Below are 24819 nucleotides of genomic sequence, written 5' to 3'. Positions count from 1 at the left end.
ATCGCCGGGCTTGTACCGTTTTCCTATTCACTACAAACGGAGACAAGTCGATGAATCATCCATCATTCGAAGGACAACCCACAGTCAAAGCGTCAGTAGAAGCGCCCGCGTGGGTCAAACATCGAAAACTGATCGACTGGGTTCAGCGCGTTGCCGCTATGACCAAGCCGGACAACATCGTCTGGTGCGACGGATCGCAGGAAGAGTATGACCGGCTGTGCGCACAAATGGTCGAAGCCGGCACGCTCAGAAAGCTCAATCCCGCCAAACGTCCCAACTCATATCTCGCATGGTCCGATCCCTCCGACGTCGCCCGTGTCGAAGATCGCACGTTCATTTGCGCGCAACGTCCGGAAGACGCGGGACCGACTAACAACTGGGTCGCGCCGCAAGAAATGCGCGAAACGCTCGACGGCCTGTTCGACGGCGCGATGCGTGGCCGCACCATGTACGTGGTACCGTTCTCCATGGGCCCGCTGGGTTCGCCGATCGCGCATATCGGCGTCGAATTGAGCGACAGCCCGTATGTGGTCACCAACATGCGCATCATGACGCGCATGGGCCGCAAGGTGTACGACGTGCTCGGCGAAGACGGCGAGTTCGTGCCGTGCGTGCATTCGGTGGGCGCGCCGCTCGAGGCAGGCGCGAAAGACGTGCCCTGGCCGTGCAATCCGACCAAGTACATCGTCCATTTTCCCGAGACACGCGAAATCTGGAGCTATGGCTCCGGCTACGGCGGCAACGCGTTGCTGGGCAAGAAGTGCTTTGCGCTGCGCATTGCATCGACAATGGGCCGCGACGAAGGCTGGCTTGCCGAGCACATGCTGATTCTCGGCGTGACTTCACCCGAGGGACGCAAACATCACGTGGCGGCGGCGTTTCCGTCGGCGTGCGGCAAGACCAACTTCGCGATGCTGATTCCGCCAGAAGGGCTGAACGGCTGGAAAATTTCCACCATCGGCGACGATATCGCGTGGATCAAACCGGGCAAGGACGGCCGCCTGTACGCGATCAATCCGGAGGCAGGTTACTTCGGCGTGGCCCCCGGCACGAGTGAAAAGACCAACTTCAACGCAATGGCCACGTTGAAGGAAAACGTGATTTTCACCAACGTAGCGCTCACCGACGACGGCGACGTCTGGTGGGAAGGCATGACCGACGAACCGCCCGCGCACCTGATCGACTGGCAAGGCAAAGACTGGACGCCGGCGAGCGCGAAGGAGAGCGGGCGCAAGGCGGCGCATCCCAATGCGCGCTTCACGGCGCCGGCGTCGCAATGTCCGTCTATCGACGCCGACTGGGAAAACCCGGCTGGCGTGCCGATCGACGCGTTCATCTTCGGTGGCCGCCGGTCGACCACAGTGCCGCTCGTCACGGAGGCGCGCAACTGGGTCGAGGGCGTCTACATGGCGGCGACCATGGGCTCTGAGACCACCGCCGCAGCCGCCGGGCAGCAGGGCGTCGTGCGGCGCGATCCATTCGCGATGCTGCCGTTCTGCGGCTACAACATGAGCGAGTACTTCGGCCATTGGCTGAAGACGGGCGAGCGCTTGCAGCAGATGAACGCGAAGCTGCCGAAAATCTTTTGCGTCAACTGGTTCCGCAAGGGTGCCGACGGCAAGTTCGTCTGGCCGGGCTTCGGCGAAAACATGCGCGTGCTTGGCTGGATGGTCGGCCGCATCGAGGGCACCGCGCAGGGCGAAGAGCATGCGTTTGGCACGTCGCCGCGGTACGAAGACGTCGACTGGAGCGGTTTGGACTTCAGCCGCGAGCAGTTCGAGCAGGTCATCTCCGTCGACGACGCAGCCTGGCGCGCTGAACTTGCGCTCCATGCCGAACTCTTCGACACGTTGCAGCAAGGCTTGCCGCCCGCGCTGACGCAAGCCAAAACCCAACTGGAAAGCAAACTGGCCGCCTAGCCATGTGAGTGGTCACTACCAATTGGAAGCCGCCTTCGGGCGGCTTTTTCGCCTTTTTGGCCGCGTTATGTTCGAAGCACCGGTGCGCACACCGGCACCGCACCTGAACCGTGTCTATTCGCACAACCGCCTGTCCCAAGCTGCGCCGCAGCACGTTTGTTTCCATTTGCGGAACAATCGACACTCGCGCCCCACATTAGGGCGCACAGTCGCACGAAAATTGACGAAATTTCCGCTTTTGCGGGCAACTTCTGCACGATTGCGCGAGTCGTAGGAGAATCCCTAGTTCGCTTCCACTGGTTATCACCAATTGTCAGGAAGCCGTAACACGGCAGGAGTTGTCATATGGACCATTTGCAGTCGATGCGAGTTTTCGTCAAGGTGGCGGATCTCGGCAGTTTTGCCCGCGCCGCGAGCGCGATGGATATTTCCAACGCAGTTGCCACCCGTCACGTTGCCGACCTGGAGGGGCGTCTAGGCACGCGGCTGCTCAACAGAACAACTCGCAGCTTGTCCCTGACCGAATCCGGTCAGGTTTATCTCGAGCGCGCGCGCCAGATTCTCGACGAACTTGAAGACGTCGAGCAGATGGTGGTCGCGCGAAATCACGAGCCCGTCGGCACCTTGAGGATCGTCGCGCCGGTCGTGTTCGGCTTGCACAATCTGGCTCCGGTGCTGCAGACATACGCGGAGCGCTATCCGAAAGTGATTCCCGACGTGACGCTCGTGGACCGTCAGGTCGATCTGGTGGAAGAAGGCTTCGACGTAGGTGTCGTCATTGCCCGGCAAATGCGCAGCGCGAGCATTGTCACACGGCGTCTGACCACGGGGTGCATGACCGTGTGCGCAACGCCTGCGTATCTGGAAAAGCACGGCACGCCCACGCGTCCCGAGCATTTACTGGAGCATCCGTGCCTGAGCCTGCCGTCCGAATATTGGGGCGACGAGCGCGTATTTACGGGCCCGGAAGGCGAAGTGCGCGTGCGTCCGTCGAACGTGATCGTGGCAAACAATACGGAGATGCTGCGTCAGTTTGCGCTGCTCGGCATGGGCATCGCGATTCTGCCGAGTTATCTGATCGGCCGCGACATGACGCGCGGCAGGCTGGTGCGCTTGCTGGGCGACTACCGTTTGCCACAAGTCGAGATCAACATCGCTTATCCGAGCCGCCGTCACTTGCCCGCGAAGGTGCGCACGTTCATTGATCACCTGGTCGAGCATTTCAGCCAGACGCCGAACAGCCTGCTTGGCGAACAGTGGATCAAAGACGGCGTCGGGCGGCCGGCATCGCAGGCGTCATTCGAAGCGGCGGATTCGTCCATGCCGCCCGAAGCTTTTGACGGCGCCGAGCCGCTGTCGCGTCTGCTGGACAGCGAATTGTCACCGGTGCCCAAGACGTTGGCGAAGACGTCGAACCGCACGCGGCTCTCGGCGTTGACTCCACTGTAAAGGCGTCGTTCGAGAGTCCAGGCCGCGCAGTACAAGCGCGTTGGGCAGGGCGAAAAAAAAGCGCGGTCACCTTTGGTGATCGCGCTTTTTTATCGTCAACTTGAGATCGGGCAGGCAGCGGCGCGGAGGCCGTGCACGCCCGCCTTGTCGCTCGATCAGGAGCCCGTCTTACGAGCCGCCGTCTTTTTCGCTGGCGCCTTCTTTGCCGCAGCGGTTTTGGTTGCCGGCGCTTTCTTCGCCGCGGCCTTTTTCGCCGCCGGCGCTGCCTTCACCGCGACCGTCGCGTCGCCTTCGTCCGATTCGAACTCTGCTCCACCCTTTGCGGCTGACTTTGCCGCGGCGGTCTTCGCCGCCGTCTTGGCCGAGGGCTCTTTCTTCTCGAATTCGAAGCCGATTTTGCCGTCGTTCTGCTTGACGAGGAACGCCTTGAAGTTACGGCCGGTGCGCGACGACTTGAAGTTGGTCAGCAGGTCGGTGCGGCCTTCTTCGAGCAGCTTCGCCATCTGCTCGCGGGCGATCTCCTGCTGCAGGATCACCTTGCCCGAGCGGAAGTCGCAAGTTTTCGGGCTCGCGACCGAGTTCTCGCAGACGTAGCTCATGCCGTGCTCGAACACGCGGCCCTTGCACTTAGGACATGCGCCCACCGATTCCTGGTCGGAGAAGTCAGGCGGTTCGCCGTCTTCGCCGCCCGCGTCCTGACCGAAGTCGAACTCGAGCTTGTAGTTCTTGATTTCGTCGTCGAGTGAAAGCTTGAGAATTGCCGAAAACGGGCGGCCCATCTTGCTGCGGAAACCCGACAGCGGACCGATCGTCTTGTTCTTCAGCAGTTCCTCGACTTCCTCGATCTCGAACTGGCGGCCGCCGGGGATTTTCGAAATCGAGAATTCGCACTTCGAGCACGCGAAGCGACGGTAATTCTCCTTCACCTGGCCGCCGCAGTGCGGACACGGCGTTTGCAACGTCGCGTAATCGCCGGGGATCGTGTCCGAATCGTATTCTTTTGCGCGCTTGACGATGGTCTGCGTCATGCGGGCAATTTCCTGCATGAACGCGTCGCGCGGCAGGTTGCCGCGCTCCATTTGCGACAGCTTGTATTCCCACTCGCCTGTGAGCTCCGGCGCGGTCAATTCCTTCACACCGAGCCCGCGCAGCAGCGTCATCAACTGGAATGCCTTCGCGGTCGGAATCAGATCGCGACCTTCGCGAATCAGATACTTCTCACCAAGCAGACCTTCGATGATGGCGGCACGCGTGGCCGGCGTACCGAGCCCCTTTGCGGCCATCGCCTCGCGCAACTCGTCGTCTTCCACGAGCTTGCCCGCGCCTTCCATTGCGGACAGCAACGTGGCTTCGTTGTAGCGTGCAGGCGGTTTCGTCACGAGTTGCTGGGCGGCGATCTTGTCGGTCTTGACCTTCTCGTCCTTCTGCACCGGCACGAGGTTGGCATCTTCACCGCTGATTTCGCGACCGTACACCTGCAACCAGCCCGGCTCGACGAGCACTTTGCCTTCGGTCTTGAAGTGATGCCCGACCACTTCGGTAATGCGGGTGGTCACTTTGAATTCCGCTGCCGGGAAGAACACCGACAGGAAGCGCTTCACCACCAGATCGTAGAGCTTCTGTTCCGGCTCTGACAGATTCTTCGGCGCCTGCAGCGTGGGGATGATTGCGAAGTGGTCGCTGATCTTCGAGTTATCGAAGATGCGCTTGTTCGGCTTCACCCAGCCCTTATCAAGCACCTGCTTGGCAAACGGGAGATAGTTGTTGCTCTCCTTGAGCATGCCGAGCGTCTGCTTGACCGTATCCATATAGTCTTCGGGCAGCGCGCGCGCGTCGGTCCGCGGATAGGTCAGCACCTTGTGCTTTTCGTACAACGCCTGCGCGAGGCCCAGCGTGTTCTTGGCCGAGAAACCAAAGCGGCCGTTCGCTTCGCGCTGCAAGCTGGTCAGGTCGAAGAGCGCCGGCGACAGCTGCGTGGACGGCTTCGATTCCTCGCTCACCGTACCGATCTGGCCGCGACATGCGGCGACGATCGTCTCGGCCGCGGGCAGCGCCCACAGACGCGAGTCGCGCTTTTCTGGATCGAACTCGTCGCGCTTGAACTTCGGGTCGAACCAGCGGCCCTCGTAGAAACCGGCCGCGCACACGAACTCCGCTTTCACTTCCCAATAGTCTCGCGGCACGAAGCGGCGAATTTTCTCTTCGCGTTCGACGACGATAGACAACGTTGGCGTTTGTACCCGGCCGACCGTGGTCAGGAAGAAGCCGCCGCCCTTGCTGTTGAACGCGGTCATCGCACGGGTGCCGTTGATGCCGACGAGCCAGTCGGCTTCCGAGCGGCAGCGTGCGGCGTCGGCGAGCGGCTGCATTTCTTCGTCGCTGCGCAGACGCGCGAAGCCGTCGCGGATGGCGGCCGGCGTCATGGATTGCAGCCACAGACGCTGAACCGGCTGTTTCGCTTTCGCATGTTGCGCGATGAGGCGGAAAATCAGTTCGCCCTCGCGCCCCGCGTCGCATGCGTTGATGAGGCGGTCGATGTCCTTGCGCTTGAGCAGCTTGGTCAGCACCTTCAGGCGCGACTCGCTCTTGGCGATCGGATTCAGATCGAAATGCGGCGGGATGACGGGCAGGTTGGCGAAGCTCCACTTGCCGCGTTTGACTTCGTACTCGTCGGGCGCGGCGATTTCCAGCAGGTGACCCACTGCCGAAGAGAGCACGTACTCGTCGCTCTCGTAGTATTCGTCATGCTTGGTAAAACCGCCCAAAGCGCGCGCGATGTCGTTCGCGACGGAAGGCTTTTCGGCGATGATCAGTGCTTTGGACATGACTCGATGTGAGGTTGGTATATCCGGGTTGGTGGCCTTGAGCGCGCCCTTCTGGCGCGACCCTCGTTTGCGACCTTGCGACCCATTAACGACCGCTTTATAGCACACGGCGCGAACGCGGCGTGTCAACTGCCATAAAAGCGCGACATCAAAATTGCGCGCCTGGCAACTGACCAGGCTGCGTTAAACATGCTCCGCGCCGGCCGCAATGCCTGCGCCGTAACGGCGCCTACAGGCGGCCGATCGCTCTTAGGCGACGGTCAGCGCGGGTCGCAATTTCGGCGCGCCGCTCACGCCGGGCAACGCGGTCAAATCCGACAACATCCGCTCCACGATCGCTGCCTGCGGCAAAACGGTGCCGAAGAATCGTGTCGTTACTGAGTCTTCGATCAGGATGGTGGGAAAATTCTCGACATCGAGATCGTCGAAGCGATCGGCATGCGTTTCGATGTCGATCCATGCGAAACAGATTTCCGGATGCCGCTCGGCCAGCTTGTCGAACGCCTCCTGATACTCGCGACAGGTCCCGCACCATTGCGCACACAGGCAGGCAACGAACAGCGTGTCGGGCTCGTTGACGCGCTCGGCGATCCGGTCTTGGTCGGTGTCGAGATTCAGCGCGGGCATGGTGGTTCCTCAGGTGCTTTGTCGGATGCTTTGGCGCGAATGTAGCATGGCCGATCCCGGAGAGTGGTCAAGCTGGGTCAAAGCAGTTCGCGGCGGTCCGGCCTTGGCTTGCGCGGGTGTAACGCCCGCCGGGCAGCGCGCTGACCTCGCCGGCCAGTTCCAGCTGCAGCAACGTCGTTTGTAGTAGGGCGTAATCCATTTCGGTGCGCGTGGCCAGTATTTCAAGGGGCGTTGGGGCGTAGCCGAGGGCGGCGAGCAGTCGCTGGGCGTCCGGGTCCCGGCAGACGGTCATGTCCGATGCCCGCGCTCGTGACACCGTCTGCGTCGACTCTTCACTCTGCGCACGAGCGGTTGCCGCATTGTCGGCCGCAGCGGAGCAAGCCGCCTGCGTCGCCGCCCTATCCCGCCGGGTGCTAGCCCGAATTGGCGTGGTTATCGCGAAGCCCAATTCCTCCAGAACCTCGTCTGGCGTCTCCACGAGCTTCGCCCCCTGCTTGATCATGCGATGGCATCCGCGCGACAGCGGCGCGTGGATCGAGCCCGGCAACGCGAAGATATCGCGGCCCATCTCGTTCGCTAGGCGCGCCGTGATGAGCGAGCCCGAACGCATGGCCGCTTCCACGATCAGCACGCCGCTGACGAGTCCAGCGATCAGCCGGTTGCGCTGCGGAAAGTTGGCGGCGCGTGCGGGCGTGCCGAGCGGCCATTCCGAGAGAATGGCGCCTTGCATCGCGATTTGCCGGGCGAGAGCGTGGTGCGCAGCCGGATAGACGAGATCGGCGCCCGTACCGATTACGGCGACCGTGCTGCCGACGCCTTCGAGCGCGCCCCGATGAGCCGCACCGTCAATGCCTTGCGCCAGCCCCGACACGACGGTGACGCCTGCCGCCGCAAACGTCCGCGCGAACCGCTCGGCGTCTTCCATGCCTTGCGGCGTGGCGCTGCGGCTGCCGACCAGCGCGACGGCTCGTGTATGCAACAGGTCCAGCCGGCCCTTTATATATAGCAACGGAGGTGGATCGGGCATGGTGAGGAGCGCCGGCGGATAGGCCGGGTCGTCGAGCGTGACCAGATGGTTGCCCGGCAGGTCGCGCCATGCGATTACCGCGTCGAGCTGAGCGTCGAATTCAGGGCCGGTGGGAGCCAGGGCGGCGCGTGCCGCAGCCTCGCCGGCGATCGCGGCGAGCGTTTCATGGTCCTGCTGGAGAATTGCTTCGGGCAGCCCGAAGGCGCTCAGCAGCAGGCGCAGCGCCGCGGGTTTGAGCCCCGTGGCGAGAGAAAGCCGCAGCCACGCGGCGAGTTCGATATGAGTTGCAGGCAAGGTGTGCATTGCGGGGCGTTCCTAGTGCAGGGCCAGCGGGCAGGCGGGCGCCATGCTAAAATTTTCATCATCCGAAATAACTGCGGCGCCGCGCCCACCCGCGCGGGCTCGTCGTTTGGCGCATCTGGCGCGTTGAATCGAACCGGTTCGACACCATCTATCGTGTGCGTATTGCGACGGGCCGACAACCTGGCCGAATGGCCAACGTGAGCCCTCACACGGCTGGCGGCGCCGGAAAATCACACTCGAAATCATGGCTTTACTGAACATTCTCAATTACCCGGACAAGCGCCTGCACAAGGTCGCGAAGCCGGTTGAACAGGTCAACGACCGCATCCGCCGTCTCGTCGCGGATATGGCCGAGACCATGTATGCCGCGCCGGGCGTTGGCCTTGCGGCCACCCAGGTGGACGTGCACGAGCGCGTGATCGTGATCGACGTGTCGGACGCGCACGATCAACTGCTCGCCTTCATCAATCCGGAAATCGTCTGGTCCAGCAGCGAGAAAAAGCTGTCGGAAGAAGGTTGTCTGTCGGTGCCGGGCATTTACGACAACGTCGAACGCGCCGAGAAAGTGCGCGTGCGGGCCCTGAACGAAAAGGGCGAAACCTTCGAAATGGACTGCGAGGGTTTGCTCGCCGTGTGCATCCAGCACGAAATGGATCACCTGATGGGCCGTGTGTTCGTCGAGTATTTGTCGCCGCTGAAGCAGACGCGCATCAAGAGCAAGATGAAAAAGCTCGCCCACGCAATGTAATGCGCGTTCATTCCGCTTCCTGCTTCTGCCCCTGCTCATGAGCCATTCGTTGCGCGTTGTCTTTGCCGGTACGCCGGAATTTGCGTCGGCCGCGCTGGCCGCAATCCACGACGCCGGTTTTCCGGTGCCGCTCGTGCTGACGCAGCCCGACCGCCCGGCCGGGCGCGGCATGAAACTGCAGGCGAGCCCGGTCAAGCGCTACGCCGAAGAACATGGGCTGGCCGTCGCGCAACCGCCTTCGCTGCGCCGGGAAGGGAAATACCCGGCCGAGGCCGAAGCCGCCATCAACCTCCTGCGCGCCACGCCGCACGACGTGATGGTGGTTGCAGCCTACGGCCTGATCCTGCCGCAGGAAGTACTCGATATTGCGCCGCTTGGCTGCATCAACATTCACGCGTCGCTGTTGCCGCGTTGGCGCGGCGCCGCGCCGATCCATCGCGCGATCGAAGCGGGTGACGCTGAAACCGGCATCACGCTGATGCAAATGGATGCGGGTCTCGACACCGGCGCCATGATCTCCGAGGTGCGCACGCCGATTTCCGCGAACGAGACCACCGCCACGTTGCACGACCGCCTCGCCGAACACGGCGCGAAGCTGATAATCGCGGCGCTCGTCGAACTGGAGCGCAATGGCAAGCTGACCTCGACGCCGCAACCCTTCGATGGCGTGACGTACGCCGAAAAGATCGGCAAGCACGAGGCCGCGCTCGACTGGCGCCGCCCGGCTTCGGTGCTCGCCCGCCAGGTGCGCGCGTTCGATCCCTTTCCGGGCAGCGTGGCGACGCTCGAAGACGGCACGTCGATCAAGATCTGGGCGGCGGCGGCCGAACCCACGCAAGCCGGGGATGCGCCCGGCACGATCGCCGGCGTTTCGCCCGAAGGGGTCGTCGTGACCTGCGGCGACGGCGCGCTGCGTCTCACGCAATTGCAGAAGCCCGGCGGCAAACGTCTGCCGGTACGCGAATTCCTGGCCGGCTTTGCGCTGGCTGCGGGGCAGCGTTTCCAGCTTCCCGAAGCAAAGTAGCACCAGTCGGCGGCGCCTGAACATCGTCCGTTTGGCCGATGCTCAACGGCCCCGCCCGACAGTCGCCGCGCGTTAAAATCCTCCATGCAAACGCTCATGTTCCGAGGATCCTCATGTTCGGCATCACCCATTTCGAATTCTTCGTCGTCGCGGTCTTCCTGCTGAACGTGACGCCCGGGCCTGACACGGCTTATATCGTCGGGCGTAGCGTCGCGCAGGGCCGCGGCGCGGGGCTTATGTCCGCGCTGGGCATTTCGGCCGGGTGCTGCGTCCATTCGCTAGCTTGCGCGTTCGGCTTGACCGCGCTGCTCGCCGCGTCGGCCACGGCGTTCACCGTGATCAAGTTTGTCGGTGCGATTTATCTGATTTATCTCGGCGTGCGCCTTATCTTCGCGAAACCTGCCGAAGACGAGGCCCGCGGCGAAGCGCGCGGGGCGGGTGCACCCAAGTCGCTGCGCCAGCTGTTCCTGCAAGGCTTCTGGACAAACGTACTGAACCCCAAGGTCGTGCTTTTCTTTGTCTCGTTCTTTCCGCAGTTCGTTACTGCCGGCACGGATCACAAGGCGCTCGCATTTCTCACGCTCGGCGCAGTATTCGTCGTGATGAGCATGCTGTGGAACAGCTTCGTCGCCTGGATCGCCGGCAGCGTGACGCGGCGGTTCTCCGGCAAGCCGTCGGTGAAGAAGTGGCTGGACCGCGGCGTCGGCAGCGCCTTTGTCGGCCTGGGAATCAAGCTCGCCACCGCATCGAGATGATTGAATTTTCCGCGCGCGCCTATATCTAACAGTTAGCTTACAATCAGGCGCCGCGACGATGCGGCATGGAAATGAACCCCGCGTTAGGGCAAGGAGTTGCAGACATGTTCAATTGGGTCAAAACCGCGATGTTGATGGCCGCGATCACGGCCCTTTTCATCGTGATCGGCGGAATGATAGGCGGCACGCGCGGCATGACGATCGCGCTCGTCATCGCTCTCGGCATGAATTTCTTTTCGTACTGGTTTTCGGACAAGATGGTGCTGCGCATGTACAACGCGCAGGAAGTCGACGAAACCAGCGCGCCGCAGTTCTACCGCATGGTGCGCGAGCTTTCCACGCGCGCCGGCTTGCCGATGCCGCGCGTGTATCTGATCAACGAAGACGCGCCTAATGCGTTCGCCACCGGCCGCAATCCGGAGCATGCAGCGGTTGCCGCGACCACCGGCATTCTGCGCGTGCTGTCCGAGCGCGAAATGCGCGGTGTGATGGCACACGAACTGTCGCACGTGAAGCACCGCGACATTCTGATTTCGACAATTTCGGCCACTATGGCCGGCGCGATTTCCGCGCTCGCGAACTTTGCTATGTTCTTCGGCGGCCGCGACGAAAACGGGCGTCCCACGAACCCGATCGCCAGCATTGCGGTCGCGCTGCTCGCGCCTATTGCCGGTGCGCTGATCCAGATGGCGATCTCGCGTGCGCGCGAATTCGAAGCGGATCGTGGCGGCGCGCAGATTTCCGGCGACCCGCAAGCGCTGGCTTCGGCGCTCGACAAGATCCATCGTTATGCGAGCGGCATTCCGTTTCCGGCAGCCGAGCAGCATCCGGCCACTGCGCAGATGATGATCATGAATCCGCTGGCGGGCGGCGGCATCGCGAATCTGTTTTCAACGCACCCGGCCACAGAAGAGCGCATCGCGCGTTTGATGGAGATGGCCCGAACCGGGCGCTTCGAATAACGCGTATGCGCAGTGCATGACCAAAGGCGAGTCTTCTGACTCGCCTTTTTAATTTGGTGACAGCGCGCGCTTCAGCGGCCGCCGCGCGTGCGGGGGCCGTTAGCCGCGCCACGCTACAATGTGTGTTCATTGTGTCGCGCGTACCGCACGGCCTGCCTTTGCCTTCCCATGAATCTAAAGCCTTCTTCGCGTTCTGCTTCTTCGTCGGCGCGTCCGCGCGAATCCCGTTTGTCCGTGCTGCATCTTGCGCCGGAATCGCTCGGCTTTGCGCTCGACTGCGCAGCGCAAGCGGTTGGCGCTGTCCGCCTCGGGGCGGCTTTGCCGGCCGCGCTGCAATCTGTTTTCGTGTCTGCGCCCGAGGGTAGTGCCGCTGCTGCGCGCGGCGCGGTGCAGGACATCGCCTATCGCACGATGCGCCGTCTCGGGACTGCCGAATGGTTGATCGCAAAGCTCGTCAAAAAGGCGCCGCCGCCGCACGTCGGTCATGTGCTTGCCTGCGCGATCGCGCTTCTGATCGACGACGAAGCCAGCGCAGCCTACACGCCGTTCACGGTGGTCGACCAGGCAGTGAGCGCGATCTCGGCGCGTCGCGAATTCTCGTTCGCCAAGGGGCTTATCAACGCCGTGCTGCGCAACTTCCTGCGCGAACGCGAGGCGCTGCTCGAAGCGGCGCAGGCCGATGAAGTCGCGCGCTGGAACTACCCGTCATGGTGGATCGACGCGGTAAGACGCGCATGGCCGGACGCGTGGCAGGACGTGCTCGCAGCCGGCAACACGCAAGGTCCGTTGACGCTGCGTGTGAACGCCCGTCATTCGACGGTTGATGCGTATCTGCAGGTTCTCGAGCAGCATCATATTGTCGCGAGCAAAGCCGGCGAATACGCGGTGAAGCTCGCCACGCCCATGCCCGTCGACCGAATTCCCGGCTTTAGCGAAGGCGTGGTTTCGGTGCAGGACGCAGGCGCTCAGCTCGCCGCGCAACTGCTCGGCGTGCGTGACGGCATGCGTGTGCTCGACGCCTGCGCCGCGCCCGGCGGCAAGACCGGGCATCTGCTGGAACTGGCGAACCTGCAACTGATTGCGCTCGAAAGCGATGCGACGCGCGCCCGGCGCATCGGCGAAAATTTGCAGCGCCTGAAGCTCCAGGCGGAAGTGCGCATTGGCGACGCGGGCACGCCGTCGAAATGGCACGACGACATCGATCAGCCGTTCGACCGCATTCTCGCCGACGTGCCGTGCTCGGCGTCGGGCATCGTGCGGCGTCATCCGGATATTCGCTGGTTGCGCCGCGCCTCCGATATTCCCGCGCTCGTCGACGAACAGCGGCGCATTCTCGACGCGCTGTGGCCGCTCGTGAAGCCAGGCGGTGAATTGCTCTACGTTACGTGCTCGATCTTTCCCGAAGAAGGCGAGTTGCAGGCGCAGTGGTTTGGAAACAAGCACCAGGATGCGGTACGATTGGACGCGCCGGGGCAACTTTTACCTACGGTCGCCCGCGCGCCCGCCGACACATCGGCCGGTTCCCATGCCGGAGAATTCGCTGACATCAGCGCCGGCGCGAACTCAGACCACGACGGATTTTTCTACGCGCGCTTTCAGAAACGGTGACCATCAAACGCTTCTTCCCGCTTCGGCTCGCTGCCGTGCTTTGGGTCGCGCTGGCCGTCTGGCTTGTCGCGCCCGGCGCGGCGTACGCCGACTCGATTGCCGTGCAGCGCGCTTCGCTGCAGGCCGACAACACCGGTTGGAGCCTGGACGCGCGTTTCGACTTCGAGTTGAACAGCAATCTCGAAGACGCCGTGAATAAGGGCATCCCGTTGTATTTCACAACCGACTTCGAGTTGAGCCGGCCGCGCTGGTACTGGTTCGACGAGCAGCCGGTGAACGTGTCGCAAAGCCTTCGCCTGTCGTTTCAGCCGCTCACGCGCGAATATCGCGTGTCCAGCGTGTCGTCGGGTGGTTTGCAACTCGGCTTCACGACGCTTAAAGATGCGCTCGCGGTCATCAAGCACGTGACGTCGTGGCACGTGATCGACCGCAACGAAGTGCATGCCGGTGAGACGTACAACGCGTCCGTGCGCATGCAACTCGACATCGCATTGATGCCCAAACCGTTCCAGATCGACGCGGTCAACAACCGCGACTGGAATCTCGCTTCCGAATGGAAGCGCTTTACTTTTACGGTGACCGAACGTGCTAAATAAAGTGCGCTCCGCCACCAGTGTCAGCAGCATCGTCGTGCGCGTGCTGGTTTCCACCGTCGCCGTGACGGCTGTGTTGCTGCTCGTGCTGCTCGCGGCGGCAAGCGCGAACACCGAATTCTTCGACCGCTATTACCAGTGGCTTTATGCCGCGAACCTCGTGGTCGCGATGATCTTTCTGCTGGTGGTGGCGACGCTCGTCATCATCATCATTGCGCGATTACGAAAGGGTAAGTTCGGCACGCGGCTTCTCGCCAAACTCGCGTTCTTCATGGCGCTGGTCGGCGTGGTGCCGGGCGGCATCATTTATGTGGTCTCGTATCAGTTCGTGTCGCGCAGTATCGAGTCGTGGTTCGACGTGAATGTCGAAACCGCGCTCACGTCCGGTCTGAACCTCGGGCGCGGCATGCTCGACGCGTCGCTGTCCGATCTGCAAACCAAGGGCCGCCTGATGTCCGAGCAGCTCGCGAGCGCGGACGCCGCGGGTACGACGCTCACGCTGCTGCGTCTGCGCGACCAGTTCGGCGTGCAGGACGCGACAATCGTCGAGCCCACGCGCAGCATGTCCGGCGCAACGCCCGACATGCATGTGGTCGCGCAGGCATCCAGCAATTACGCGTCGCTCGTACCGAACGATTTGCCTACGCCGCTAATGCTCGACCAGGCGCGCGGACGCGGCTACGCGGCAATAGAAGGCGAAGTCGACGGCGATCCTCGCGCTCACGGCAGCAAGGGCGCGCTGCGACTGCGCGTCGTGCAGCGTATTCCCGACTCGAATGCGTCGCTGTTGCAGCCCACTGAACGCTTCCTGCAACTCACACAGCCAGTGTCGCAATCGCTCGCACGCAACGCCGATGCTGTGCAACGCGCGTATCGCGAGTATCAGGAAAAAGCGCTCGGACGAACCGGCTTGCGCAAGATGTATATCGGCACGCTGACGCTCGCGCTCTTTCTCGCCACGTTCATCGCGATGATGCTCGCGCTCGCGCTCGGCAATCAGCTCGCGCGGCCGCTGTTCCTGCTCGCGCAGGGCACGAAGGAAATCACCGAGGGTGACTACACGCCGAAGCGCGAAATCAAATCGCGCGACGAGCTCGGCTTTCTCACGCAGTCGTTCAACGCAATGACGCGGCAATTGTCCGAGGCACGCGCGGCCGTCGAGAATAATCGCATCGCACTCGAGCATTCGAAGGCGTATCTGGAAAGTATTCTCGCGAACCTCACTGCGGGCGTGTTCGTGTTCGACCGCCAGTTCCGGCTCACCACCGCGAATCGTGGCGCCGAGCGCATCTTCCGTCAGCAGTTCCAGGAGGTGCTGGGCTCGGCGCTCGAACAGATCGGCGTGCTGAGCGAATTCGGCGGCATGGTGCGCAAGGCGTTTGCCGATCGCGAAGCGGCAAGCGGCGACGGTCACGACGACGGCGGCCACTGGCAGCAGCAGTTCTCGGTTCAGGTGGCCGGCGAAAGCGAGCCCCTCACGTTACTCGTGCGCGGTGCGCGCCTCGTGTCGGCGACCGATCGCGACGCTCAGGACATGCAGACGTCGGGCTATGTCGTGGTATTCGACGACATCTCGGACGTCATTTCCGCGCAGCGTTCCATTGCATGGGGCGAGGTCGCGCGGCGGCTCGCGCATGAGATCAAGAATCCGCTTACGCCGATTCAGCTATCTGCCGAACGTCTGCAGATGAAGCTCGCCGACAAGCTGTCGCCGTCGGACGCAGATGTGCTCAAGCGCGGCGCGACCACAATTGTGAACCAGGTCGCGGCGATGAAGCAGATGGTCGACAATTTCCGGGACTACGCACGCACGCCTCCCGCCGTGCTGGCGCATCTGCAATTAAACGATCTCGTGACCGAAGTGCTGACGCTGTATGGCATCGAGGAAGGCAAGGGCGCGATTCATGTCGAACTCTCCGCGCTGCCCGCGATTCGTGGTGACGCAACGCAATTGCGCCAGGTGATCCACAACCTGCTGCAGAATGCGCAGGACGCGGTGGCAGAGATCGAGCACCCGCGTGTGGTGCTCGAGACGAGGACAGTAGAATACGGAGACCCCGACGCGGAAGGCAAGGCACGCGTCGCGGTACGTCTGACAGTGTCGGATAACGGACCGGGCTTCCCAACGCGTATCCTCACCCGTGCATTCGAGCCTTACGTCACGACCAAGGCGAAAGGCACGGGCCTGGGTCTTGCGATGGTCAAGAAGATCGTCGACGAACATGGCGCGCGCATCGACATTCGAAACCGCCTGAAAGCGGGCGATGTCATCGAAGGCGCGCAAATTTCGATTCTCTTCCTTCAACTGGCAGACGACGCCGCGGCTCCCGAAGCGGGACCGCGTCCTGCGCACGGCAGTACGTCGCAGGGAAAGACAAAAGCAACAGTGCAGACAAAGGCAGCGTAAATGGCAACCATCCTGGTGGTAGATGATGAAATGGGCATCCGGGAATTGCTCTCGGAGATCCTGAGCGACGAGGGGCATGTCGTGGAGGCAGCGGAAAACGCGCAGCAGGCGCGCGAATTCCGTTTGCGTCAGGCGCCGGACCTGGTGCTGCTCGACATCTGGATGCCCGATACCGACGGCGTGACGCTGCTCAAGGAATGGGCTGCGCAAGGGCAGCTCACGATGCCGGTGATCATGATGTCAGGCCACGCGACGATCGACACCGCAGTCGAAGCGACGAAGATCGGCGCGCTGAATTTCCTCGAGAAGCCGATCGCGTTACAGAAGTTGCTGAAGGCTGTCGAGCAAGGCCTTGCGCGCGGCACTGCGGCCGTAGCGCCGGGCGGCACCGCCGCCAAATTGACGTCGCCGATGAATTCTTCGGCGGTGGCTTCGGCGGCGGCATTGCCAATGCTTTCCTCGGCTGACGGCTTGGGCAGCGGCGTGCTCGCGGCGCAGACGGCATCCATCTCGTTCGACATCCCGCTGCGCGATGCGCGCGATGCGTTCGAGCGCGCGTACTTCGAGTATCACCTCGCGCGCGAGAACGGCAGCATGACGCGTGTCGCGGAAAAGACGGGCCTGGAGCGCACGCACTTGTATCGCAAGCTCAAACAGCTCGGCGTCGATCTCGGGAAGAACAAAGGCGAGTGAGCACCGCGTTACCTGCGCGGATTTCACCTCCCCACATTTTTTCGGGAAGGGGCTTGCCCAGCGAATGACCCTTTGATATCATTTCGTTCTTCGTTGGCCCGGTAGCTCAGTTGGTAGAGCAGCGGATTGAAAATCCGCGTGTCGATGGTTCGATTCCGTCCCAGGCCACCAGGATTCAGCCCCAGGAAATCGCAAGATTCCTGGGGCTTTTCCTTTTGCGGTGAGCTTTCGTTGCTTCGGTGCTCGCCGGTAGTACGTCGGGGCGCGCCGGGCGAGGTTCGGCATCGCGTGATAAAATCGCGCCAGTTCAAGCACTTGCATGCGAGTGCGTCGCCCGCCGAATTCGTTCAAGGGCCCGCGGCCGAGCCGCGATCCGCACCGAACCCCTCGCCCGACGATCAACGGTATAAGCGCCCAGCGACTTTGCAGGCCAAAGGCGCGGCCTATACTGCTTTGGGCCGGCAGCAGTGCCGGCTCGCGTCGCGCCGCGTTGCTTGCATGGCGCACCTCGCGCAGCGCGACGCGGCACTCATCATTCACGGAGTTTCACGGTGATCCGCAAAGACGCTAAACGTAGCGCTCTGGTGCTGTTTTCCGGCGGCCAGGATTCCGCCACGTGCCTCGCATGGGCACTTGAACGTTATGAAACGGTTGAGACGCTCGGCTTCGACTATGGTCAGCGGCACCGCGTCGAACTCGAATGCCGCGAAGGCTTCCGCAATGCAGTAGTGCGTACGTTCCCGGCGTGGAGCGAGCGCCTCGGCGACGATCACATGATCGATCTGTCTGTGCTCGGCGCAATCAGCGACACGGCCATGACGCGCGAGATCGAAATCGAGGCCACGGCCAACGGTTTGCCGAATACGTTCGTGCCAGGCCGCAATCTGATGTTCATGACGATCGCGGCGGCCATCGCTTATCGGCGTGGTTTGCAGGTGTTGGTCGGCGGAATGTGCGAGACGGATTTTTCGGGCTATCCCGATTGCCGGGACGACACCATGAAGGCTTTGCAGGTCGCGCTGAATCTCGGCATGGACACGCGCCTCCTGCTCGAAACTCCGCTGATGTGGCTCGACAAGGCGGATACGTGGCGCCTCGCGCATGAGCTAGGCGGCGACGAACTGGTGGAACTGGTGCGCATAGAGACGCATACCTGTTATGTCGGCGAGCGCGCGGAATTGCACGCATGGGGCTTCGGCTGCGGCGAATGCCCGGCCTGCCGCTTGCGTAAGCGTGGTTACGAAGCCTATCTCGCCGGTGAAAAGGTAACCGAGCCGGTGTGAAAAGGCCTCGCCACAGCGGGGCTCCAACAGTCGTTTTTAGGTACACAAGTACAAATCTAGGCAGAAGGCAGCATGACGTACGCGGTCAAGGAAATCTTCTATACGTTGCAAGGCGAGGGCGCGAATGCCGGGCGTCCGGCTGTGTTTTGCCGCTTTGCCGGCTGCAATCTGTGGTCGGGCCGCGAGGAAGACCGCGCCGACGCCGTCTGCCGGTTCTGCGACACGGACTTCGTAGGCACGGACGGTGAGAACGGCGGCAAGTACCGCACGGCCGAAGACCTCGTGCAGATGATCGCGTCGCAATGGCCCGAAGGCGAGGGTCAACGCTTTGTCGTTTGCACAGGCGGCGAGCCGATGTTGCAGATCGACCAGCCGCTGGTAGACGCGCTGCATGCGGCCGAATTTGAAATTGCGATCGAAACCAACGGCTCGTTGCCGGTGCTCGAGACGATCGACTGGATCTGCGTGAGCCCGAAGGCCGACGCGCCGCTCGTCGTCACGAAAGGCAACGAACTGAAGGTCGTGATCCCGCAGGACAACCAGCGCCTGTCCGACTACGCGCAGCTCGACTTCGAGTATTTCCTCGTCCAGCCAATGGACGGCCCGTCGCGCGACATCAACACCAAGCTCGCGATCGACTGGTGCAAACGCCATCCGCAATGGCGCCTGTCGATGCAGACCCACAAGTATCTGAATATTCCCTGATTTGCCGTGCTGACGATTACACGAAAACTCGAATTCGACGCGGGTCACCGCATTCCCGATCACCGCAGCCAGTGCCGTAATCTGCACGGCCATCGCTATGTGATCGAAATCACGCTGCAAGGCGATCTGGTCGACACGGAGGGTGCGCCCGACCGCGGCATGGTGATGGACTTCGCCGACGTCAAGTCGCTCGCCGTCGAGCATCTCGTCGACAAGTGGGATCACGCGTTTCTCGTCTACGAAGGCGACACGCAAGTGCGCGGCTTCCTCGAGACAATGGCGGGCCACAAGACCGTGGTGCTCGATCGCATTCCGACGGTTGAAAATCTCGCCGCTGTAGCGTTCGACATTCTCGCGAACGTTTATGACGCGCACTATGGCGTGAATCTGCGCCTCCACAAGCTGCGTCTGTACGAGACGCCGAATTGTTGGTCCGACGTGGTTCGCGACTAACCCTCACACGCGTTACGCGGGCCAACCGCCGCGTTATTGTCACGGTATGATCGCTCCGATAACCACACGGAGCGAGACATGCCGGTCACCGCAATGCGTTGCAGCAGCCAAACGAGCCGTCCGCGTTCGAGCCTGGCTCGCCTGACGAGCGCGCTTCCCCTCGTGTCAGGCAATGAAGGTGCTCATCATCACGGAGTGTGGCGATGAGCACCTTCACCAATCCCCTCAAGCAACGTCTTAAAGAAGCCGATCCGCTGTTCGGGCTATGGCTGTCGCTCGGCAGCGATTCCGCCGCTGAGGCACTCGCTCACGCCGGCTTCGACTGGCTGCTGATCGACATGGAGCACGCGCCCAACGACAGCGGCGACGTGACTTCGCAATTGCGTGCGATTGCCGCCGCGCATCTGCCGAGCGAACCGGTGGTGCGCGTACCGGCGAACGAGGGCTGGCTCGTCAAGCGCGTGATGGACGCTGGCGCACGCACGCTGATGTTCCCCAATATCGAGTCCGCCGAAGAAGCTGCGCATGCCGTACGCCTGACGCAATATCCGAGCGCCGAGGCGCTCGATGGTCTGCGCGGCGTCGCTGGCGTCGTGCGGGCCGCCGCCTACGGCATGCGGCGCGATTACGTGCAAACGGCCAACGCGCAAATTGCGACCATTGTGCAGATCGAATCGGCGCGCGCCCTCGACGAGGTCGACAAGATTGCAGCGACGCCGGGCGTCGATTGCCTGTTTGTCGGACCCGCCGATCTCGCCGCGAGCCTCGGTCATCTCGGCGATTCGAAGCACGCCGATGTGCAAGCGGCCATGGCGCGCATCGTCAGCGCCGCGGACAAGGCGGGCATTGCCGCCGGCATTTTTTCGATGGACGTCGCGAGCGCAAGGCAGCATCGCGATGCCGGTTTTCGTTTTATCGCTCTGGCCGCCGACGTCATGTGGATGTTGCGCGCAACCCGCCAGGCGCTGCAGGAGGTGAGGTCATGAAGTGGATGGTGCAAGGCGTTGTCGCGCGCATGTTGATTACGGCGGCGTTGACCACGGGCGTCGCAGCGCATGCGCAGGATCGTCTCGCGAAGCCGAACGATCCGGAAACGCAAACCGCGGTCGCCGACTACAACGCCGGCAATTTCGGTGCGGCGCTTGCAGAATTCCGCAAGGCCGCCGAGCGCGGCAGCCGGCTTGCGCAGTTCAATTACGCGATGATGCTGCTCAACGGAGAAGGCACCGCGGTCAACGTCGACGAAGGCAAGAAGTGGCTGCGCAAGGCCGCCGACGCGAACATGTCGCACGCGCAATATGTGTACGGCAAGATGTATGACGATGGCGAGTTCGTCGGCCGCGATCCGGTCGAGGCGCACCGCTGGTTTCTGAAAGCCGCGCAGCAAGGGCACGTGCAGGCCGAGCTTGCGCTCGCTAATCAGTTCCTGGATGGCCGGGGCACCGATCGGGACAACCAGCAGGCGTTCGTCTGGTACAAGAAGGCTGCCGAGGGCGGCGATATGACCGCGCAGTACGTGACAGGCTCTTTCTACGAACGCGGCGGCGACGGCGTCGACAAAAACCTCAACGTGGCGCGGGCTTATTACGCGGCTGCAGCTGCGCAAGGCGATCCGGCGGCGCGCTTGAAGTATCAGCAACTGAGCGCGCAGTTGCGGGACCACAAGGAAGTGAAACCTCAATAACGAGAAAGGGCGCATCTGGCGATGCGCCCTTTCTGTTTTGCAACTTGCGATGCGGCGTGCTGGCAGTTCGCGTTGCAGTTTGTCTTGCAGTTTGTCTTGCAGCTAAACGAAGCCGCTTCTCTCTATCAGCCCACCGGCTAACTCTGCATCAACCGTTTCTGTCGCGCGACGCTCATGATCAGGCCGATGGCGACGCCAAGCGTCGTCAGCGCGGTGCCGCCGTAACTCATGAATGGCAGCGGCACGCCGACCACCGGCAAGATGCCGCTCACCATACCGATATTGACGAACGCGTACGTGAAGAACGCCATTGTCAGAGACCCTGCAAGCAGGCGTCCGAATAGCGTCGCGCCGTTGGCGGCGATATACAACCCGCGCGCGATCAACAACATGTACAGCGTGAGCAGCACGACGCCGCCCGCGAGCCCGAATTCCTCGGAGAACACAGCGAAGATGAAGTCGGTGTGTTTCTCCGGGATGAACTCCAGATGCGCCTGTGTGCCCTTCAGCCAGCCCTTGCCGAGCGGGCCGCCGGAGCCGATCGCGATCACCGCCTGAATGGTGTGGAAGCCCTTGCCGAGCGGATCGGAAGTCGGATCGAGCAGCGTACAGATGCGGTGCTTCTGATAGTCGTGCATGAGCGGCCACTGCACTTCCGGCTGGCAGATCTTGTCCTGAAACGCCGCAATCGAGCCGACCGCGATTACGCCGGCAATCAGCACCGGAACGATCAGTTTGAAGCTCAAACCCGCAAAGTAAATGACGAAGAAACCGGCTGCGAAAACGAGCACGGCGGTGCCCAGGTCGGGCTGCTTAGCGATCAACCCCACAGGCACGGCAAGGATCACCAGCCCGACCAGAAAGTCGTACCAGCGCATCACGCCTTCGCGCCGCTGATAGTACCAGGCGAGCATCAACGGAGTCGCGATCTTCATGATCTCCGACGGCTGAATCACCACGCCGACATTGATCCAGCGCTTCGCGCCTTTGCGCGTGAGGCCGAAGAGCGCCACGGCAACCAGTAGCGCGATCCCGAATGTATAAAGCGGGACCGCGAAGCGCATCAGTGTGGTGGGCGGAACATTGGCGAGCGCCCACATCAGCACGAACGTCAGCATGATGTTGCGCAACTGGTCTTCAACGCGGCCCGGTACATCGAGACTCGCGCTGTACAAGGTGACGATGCCCACGCACAGCAGCAGAAACACTACCAGTGCGAGCGGGCGGTCGAAGCCTGCGAACATCCGCTTGATGCGGTCGATCCAGGCGCGCTTGTCGAATTGCATGCCTTTCTCCTTACTCGTCGATGCCGCCGGTAACCGGCTGGCGTGGCGAGGTGGCTTGAGTGCCGTTATCGCGCGATGGATCGCGTAGCGTGCTGGTTCCCGAGCGCGCGGCGACCGGTGCCGGCTCGCTCGCCGGTCGCGGTTGACGCGGGGCGCCAGTTTTGCGGGGCGCGGAACCCTTTGCCGCCGAGGCGGGTGCGCCCGCAGTGCCCGAGGCCGGTAGCTTTGGCGTGGTCGCGGTCGTCGCCGTCGATGCGGACAACTTTGATGTGGGCGTGACGGCAGACGCTGCAGCCGCTCCCGACGCCGCACCTGCGCCCGATGCCCCGTTCGCCGCAGCGGCTGCGGCCGCAGCCGACGCAGCAGCCGCGGCGGACGCCGCTCCGGGCATCGGCAGCGCGGTGAAGCCCGCAGCGATCCTGACCGGCTGCCCGGCTTCCTGCGGCGCCGGCGCACCGCCGACTTCCGGCGCAGACGCGTCCTCGGTCGCCGACGCTGCCGCTGCAACTGCCGCTGCCTCCGCGCCGGGCTTATTCTTGCCGACGAGGTAGTAGTCCAGCACCTTGCGCGCGATCGGGCCGGCCGCCTCGGCGCCCCAGCCGCCGTTCTCCACGATCAGGGCGAGCGCGATTTTCGGTTGCTCCGCCGGTGCGAAAGCGATGAAAAGCGCGTGATCGCGCAAGTGCTCCGCGATCGCATGGCCTTTGTAGTTCGCGCCTTGGAGCGAATACACCTGCGCGGTGCCGGTCTTGCCCGCGGCGACATACGGCGCGCCAATGAACAGCTTGGAGGCCGTGCCGTTTGTTATGACGCCTTCCATCGCGCGTTTGATGATGTCGATGTCGGACTGCTTCACCGCGATTTTGTCGCTCGGATCGCGCACGACGGGGCGCGTGCCTTTGGTGATCGGATTTTCGATGTCGCGCACGAGGTGCGGCTTCATCACGACGCCGTTGTTAGCGAGCGTGGCCGTGGCGTGCGCGAGTTGCAGGATCGTGAACGAGTTGTAGCCCTGGCCGATGCCGAGGCTGATCGTTTCGCCTTCGTACCAGCGTTGCTGCTCGGGCTTGCGGTAGGCCTTGCGCTTCCATTCCGTCGAAGGCAGGATGCCGCGCGCCTCGCCCGAGATGTCGATACCCGTGATCTGGCCAAAACCCCACGGTTTCATGAAACCGGCAATGGCGTTCACGCCCAGGTCGTGAGCGAGCATGTAGAAGTAAGTGTCGTTCGACACGACGATCGCGCGGTTCATGTCGACCCAGCCCTGACCCGAGCGCACGTCGTTGCGGAAAGTGTGACCGCCGAAAGTGTAGGAGCCGGGGTCCTGGAAACCCCAACCCGGCGTGCGCTTGTGCAGCGACAGCGCTGCGAGCGCCATGAACGGCTTATACGTCGAGCCTGGCGGATAAGTGCCGTGCAGCGGCCGGTTCAGCAGCGGATGGTCAGGCGAGTTGTTGAGTTCGTCCCAAGTCTGCTGATCGATGCCGTCGACGAACGAATTCGGATCGAAGCTCGGCGCGGAGACGAACGCGAGCACGTCGCCGGTGGCCGGCTCGATAGCGACGAGCGCGCCGCGGCGGCCCGCGAAGGCCTGCTCCGCAACCTGCTGCAAACCGATGTCGAGCGACAGCACGAGGTTGTTGCCCGGCGTTGCCTGCGTGCGCGACATCGTCCGCACGGGCCGACCGCCGGCGGTGACTTCGACTTCCTCGAAACCCGTCTGGCCGTGCAACTCGGTCTCGTAACTTTGCTCGACACCGATCTTGCCGATGTAGTCAGTGCCCTTGTAGTTGTTTGCGTCCAGACGCGGATCGTAGTGTTCCGGATCGCTGTCGTTCTGATCGCTGGCGTCGTCGATACGATCCTGGTCGCGCTGCGAGATGCGGCCAATGTAGCCGATCACGTGCGCCGCTGTCGGCCCGAGGGGATATTGGCGGAACAGGCGGGCGCGCACTTCCACGCCCGGAAAACGGAAGCGCTGCGCGGTAAAGCGCGCGACTTCGTCGTCGGTCAGACGGGTGCGGATGGGCAGGCTTTCGAAGTTCTTCGAGTCTTCCTGCAGCTTCTTGAAGCGGCGCCGGTCACGTGCGTCGATCGACACGACCGAGGCCAGATCGTCGATCACTGTTTCGAGCGGCGCGCCCAGCTTGGACGGCGTGATTTCGAGCGTGTAGGCCGAATAGTTCTTGGCCAGCACCACGCCGTTACGGTCAGTGATGATGCCGCGGTTCGGTACGATCGGCGCGACTGAAATGCGGTTTTCGTCGGCTTGCAGCGAGTATTTGCTGTAGTGCCACACCTGCAGGAACAGAAAGCGAAAGCCGATCAGTCCAAAGCAGACGAACACGAACAGGCCCGCCGCCGCGACCCGCAGGCGGAACTTCGAGAGCTGTTGCTGAGTGTCCTTGAATTCGGTCATGCGATTCTGCAAAAGGCCGGGCGACGGCCATCATGAGTGTGCGCCTGAT

Annotated in this window: 20 protein-coding genes and 1 tRNA gene; 16 read left to right on the top strand and 5 right to left on the bottom strand. The window is 62.7% G+C overall.

All coding sequences use genetic code 11. The annotated features are described in order from the left end of the window. The first annotated feature begins 50 nt into the window (after window positions 1-50). Window positions 51-1919: a phosphoenolpyruvate carboxykinase (GTP) gene (locus tag SB753_RS20900; protein ID WP_410801605.1), complete on the top strand. Its 1869-nt coding sequence runs from the start codon at window positions 51-53 to the stop codon at window positions 1917-1919. 345 nt (window positions 1920-2264) lie between these two features. After that, entirely contained in the window at window positions 2265-3368 is a 1104-nt protein-coding gene (locus SB753_RS20895; RefSeq protein ID WP_088176081.1) for a LysR family transcriptional regulator, read from the top strand. A 155-nt stretch (window positions 3369-3523) separates the two neighbouring features. On the opposite strand, the gene SB753_RS20890 is transcribed toward SB753_RS20895, so the two are convergent. The 3 genes from SB753_RS20890 to dprA form a co-directional block, all read right to left on the bottom strand. After that, the gene (locus SB753_RS20890; RefSeq protein ID WP_410801603.1) at window positions 3524-6193 is read right to left on the bottom strand and encodes a DNA topoisomerase III; all 2670 of its coding nucleotides are present in this window, start codon (window positions 6191-6193) and stop codon (window positions 3524-3526) included. Window positions 6194-6442: 249 nt separating this feature from the next. After that, on the bottom strand, window positions 6443-6820 hold the full coding sequence (locus SB753_RS20885; RefSeq protein ID WP_020067279.1) for a thioredoxin family protein: 378 nt from the start codon (window positions 6818-6820) through the stop codon (window positions 6443-6445). Between the two features lie 67 nt (window positions 6821-6887). Continuing rightward, window positions 6888-8150 (bottom strand): DNA-processing protein DprA, encoded by a 1263-nt coding sequence (dprA, locus tag SB753_RS20880; RefSeq protein ID WP_410801601.1) that lies wholly within the window; start codon window positions 8148-8150, stop codon window positions 6888-6890. A gap of 244 nt (window positions 8151-8394) precedes the next feature. Here dprA and def point away from each other — a divergent pair, with 244 nt between their 5' ends. The 14 genes from def (at window position 8395) to SB753_RS20810 (ending at window position 21065) form a co-directional block, all read left to right on the top strand. Further along, window positions 8395-8898 carry a peptide deformylase gene (gene def / locus SB753_RS20875; RefSeq protein ID WP_214878176.1) on the top strand — a complete coding sequence of 168 codons (504 nt, stop codon included), beginning with the start codon at window positions 8395-8397 and terminating at the stop codon, window positions 8896-8898. A gap of 37 nt (window positions 8899-8935) precedes the next feature. Further along, window positions 8936-9922 (top strand): methionyl-tRNA formyltransferase, encoded by a 987-nt coding sequence (gene fmt / locus SB753_RS20870; protein WP_410801599.1) that lies wholly within the window; start codon window positions 8936-8938, stop codon window positions 9920-9922. A 113-nt stretch (window positions 9923-10035) separates the two neighbouring features. Further along, window positions 10036-10677 carry a LysE family translocator gene (locus tag SB753_RS20865; RefSeq protein ID WP_088176085.1) on the top strand — a complete coding sequence of 214 codons (642 nt, stop codon included), beginning with the start codon at window positions 10036-10038 and terminating at the stop codon, window positions 10675-10677. 104 nt (window positions 10678-10781) lie between these two features. Then, entirely contained in the window at window positions 10782-11639 is an 858-nt protein-coding gene (gene htpX, locus SB753_RS20860; protein ID WP_020067274.1) for a zinc metalloprotease HtpX, read from the top strand. 168 nt (window positions 11640-11807) lie between these two features. Next, a complete protein-coding gene (rsmB, locus tag SB753_RS20855; protein ID WP_410801597.1) occupies window positions 11808-13247 on the top strand; it encodes a 16S rRNA (cytosine(967)-C(5))-methyltransferase RsmB in 1440 nt (479 codons plus the stop codon). After that, complete coding sequence (locus tag SB753_RS20850; RefSeq protein WP_020067272.1) at window positions 13244-13843, top strand: DUF4390 domain-containing protein; 600 nt, start codon at window positions 13244-13246, stop codon at window positions 13841-13843. Before rsmB ends, SB753_RS20850 begins: the two co-directional genes overlap by 4 nt. Continuing rightward, complete coding sequence (locus tag SB753_RS20845) at window positions 13833-16247, top strand: sensor histidine kinase (protein WP_204522629.1); 2415 nt, start codon at window positions 13833-13835, stop codon at window positions 16245-16247. The genes SB753_RS20850 and SB753_RS20845 overlap by 11 nt, the downstream gene beginning before the upstream one ends. Next, window positions 16248-16940 carry a response regulator transcription factor EsaR gene (gene esaR, locus SB753_RS20840; RefSeq protein WP_027776814.1) on the top strand — a complete coding sequence of 231 codons (693 nt, stop codon included), beginning with the start codon at window positions 16248-16250 and terminating at the stop codon, window positions 16938-16940. Between the two features lie 95 nt (window positions 16941-17035). Then, a tRNA-Phe gene (locus SB753_RS20835) sits at window positions 17036-17111 on the top strand. A 380-nt stretch (window positions 17112-17491) separates the two neighbouring features. Then, a complete protein-coding gene (queC, locus tag SB753_RS20830) occupies window positions 17492-18223 on the top strand; it encodes a 7-cyano-7-deazaguanine synthase QueC (protein WP_027776813.1) in 732 nt (243 codons plus the stop codon). A gap of 72 nt (window positions 18224-18295) precedes the next feature. Beyond that, window positions 18296-18928, top strand: a complete 633-nt coding sequence (gene queE, locus SB753_RS20825) for a 7-carboxy-7-deazaguanine synthase (protein ID WP_410801595.1) — start codon at window positions 18296-18298, stop codon at window positions 18926-18928. Between the two features lie 9 nt (window positions 18929-18937). After that, complete coding sequence (gene queD, locus SB753_RS20820; RefSeq protein WP_410801658.1) at window positions 18938-19381, top strand: 6-carboxytetrahydropterin synthase QueD; 444 nt, start codon at window positions 18938-18940, stop codon at window positions 19379-19381. A gap of 203 nt (window positions 19382-19584) precedes the next feature. Beyond that, window positions 19585-20367: an HpcH/HpaI aldolase family protein gene (locus SB753_RS20815; RefSeq protein ID WP_088176089.1), complete on the top strand. Its 783-nt coding sequence runs from the start codon at window positions 19585-19587 to the stop codon at window positions 20365-20367. Continuing rightward, window positions 20364-21065, top strand: coding sequence for a tetratricopeptide repeat protein (locus SB753_RS20810; RefSeq protein ID WP_020067264.1), 702 nt, complete (start codon window positions 20364-20366; stop codon window positions 21063-21065). The genes SB753_RS20815 and SB753_RS20810 overlap by 4 nt, the downstream gene beginning before the upstream one ends. 137 nt (window positions 21066-21202) lie before the next feature. Here the strand turns inward: SB753_RS20810 and rodA are convergent, their stop codons facing one another. Continuing rightward, window positions 21203-22351, bottom strand: coding sequence for a rod shape-determining protein RodA (gene rodA, locus SB753_RS20805; protein WP_020067263.1), 1149 nt, complete (start codon window positions 22349-22351; stop codon window positions 21203-21205). A gap of 10 nt (window positions 22352-22361) precedes the next feature. Next, the gene (gene mrdA, locus SB753_RS20800; RefSeq protein ID WP_410801593.1) at window positions 22362-24770 is read right to left on the bottom strand and encodes a penicillin-binding protein 2; all 2409 of its coding nucleotides are present in this window, start codon (window positions 24768-24770) and stop codon (window positions 22362-22364) included. Between the last annotated feature and the right edge of the window lie 49 nt (window positions 24771-24819).

It is taken from the genome of Paraburkholderia sp. SIMBA_053 (assembly GCF_046534895.1).
GTDB classification, from domain to species: domain Bacteria; phylum Pseudomonadota; class Gammaproteobacteria; order Burkholderiales; family Burkholderiaceae; genus Paraburkholderia; species Paraburkholderia caledonica.
This window is presented reverse-complemented; position numbering and strand designations above follow the sequence as displayed.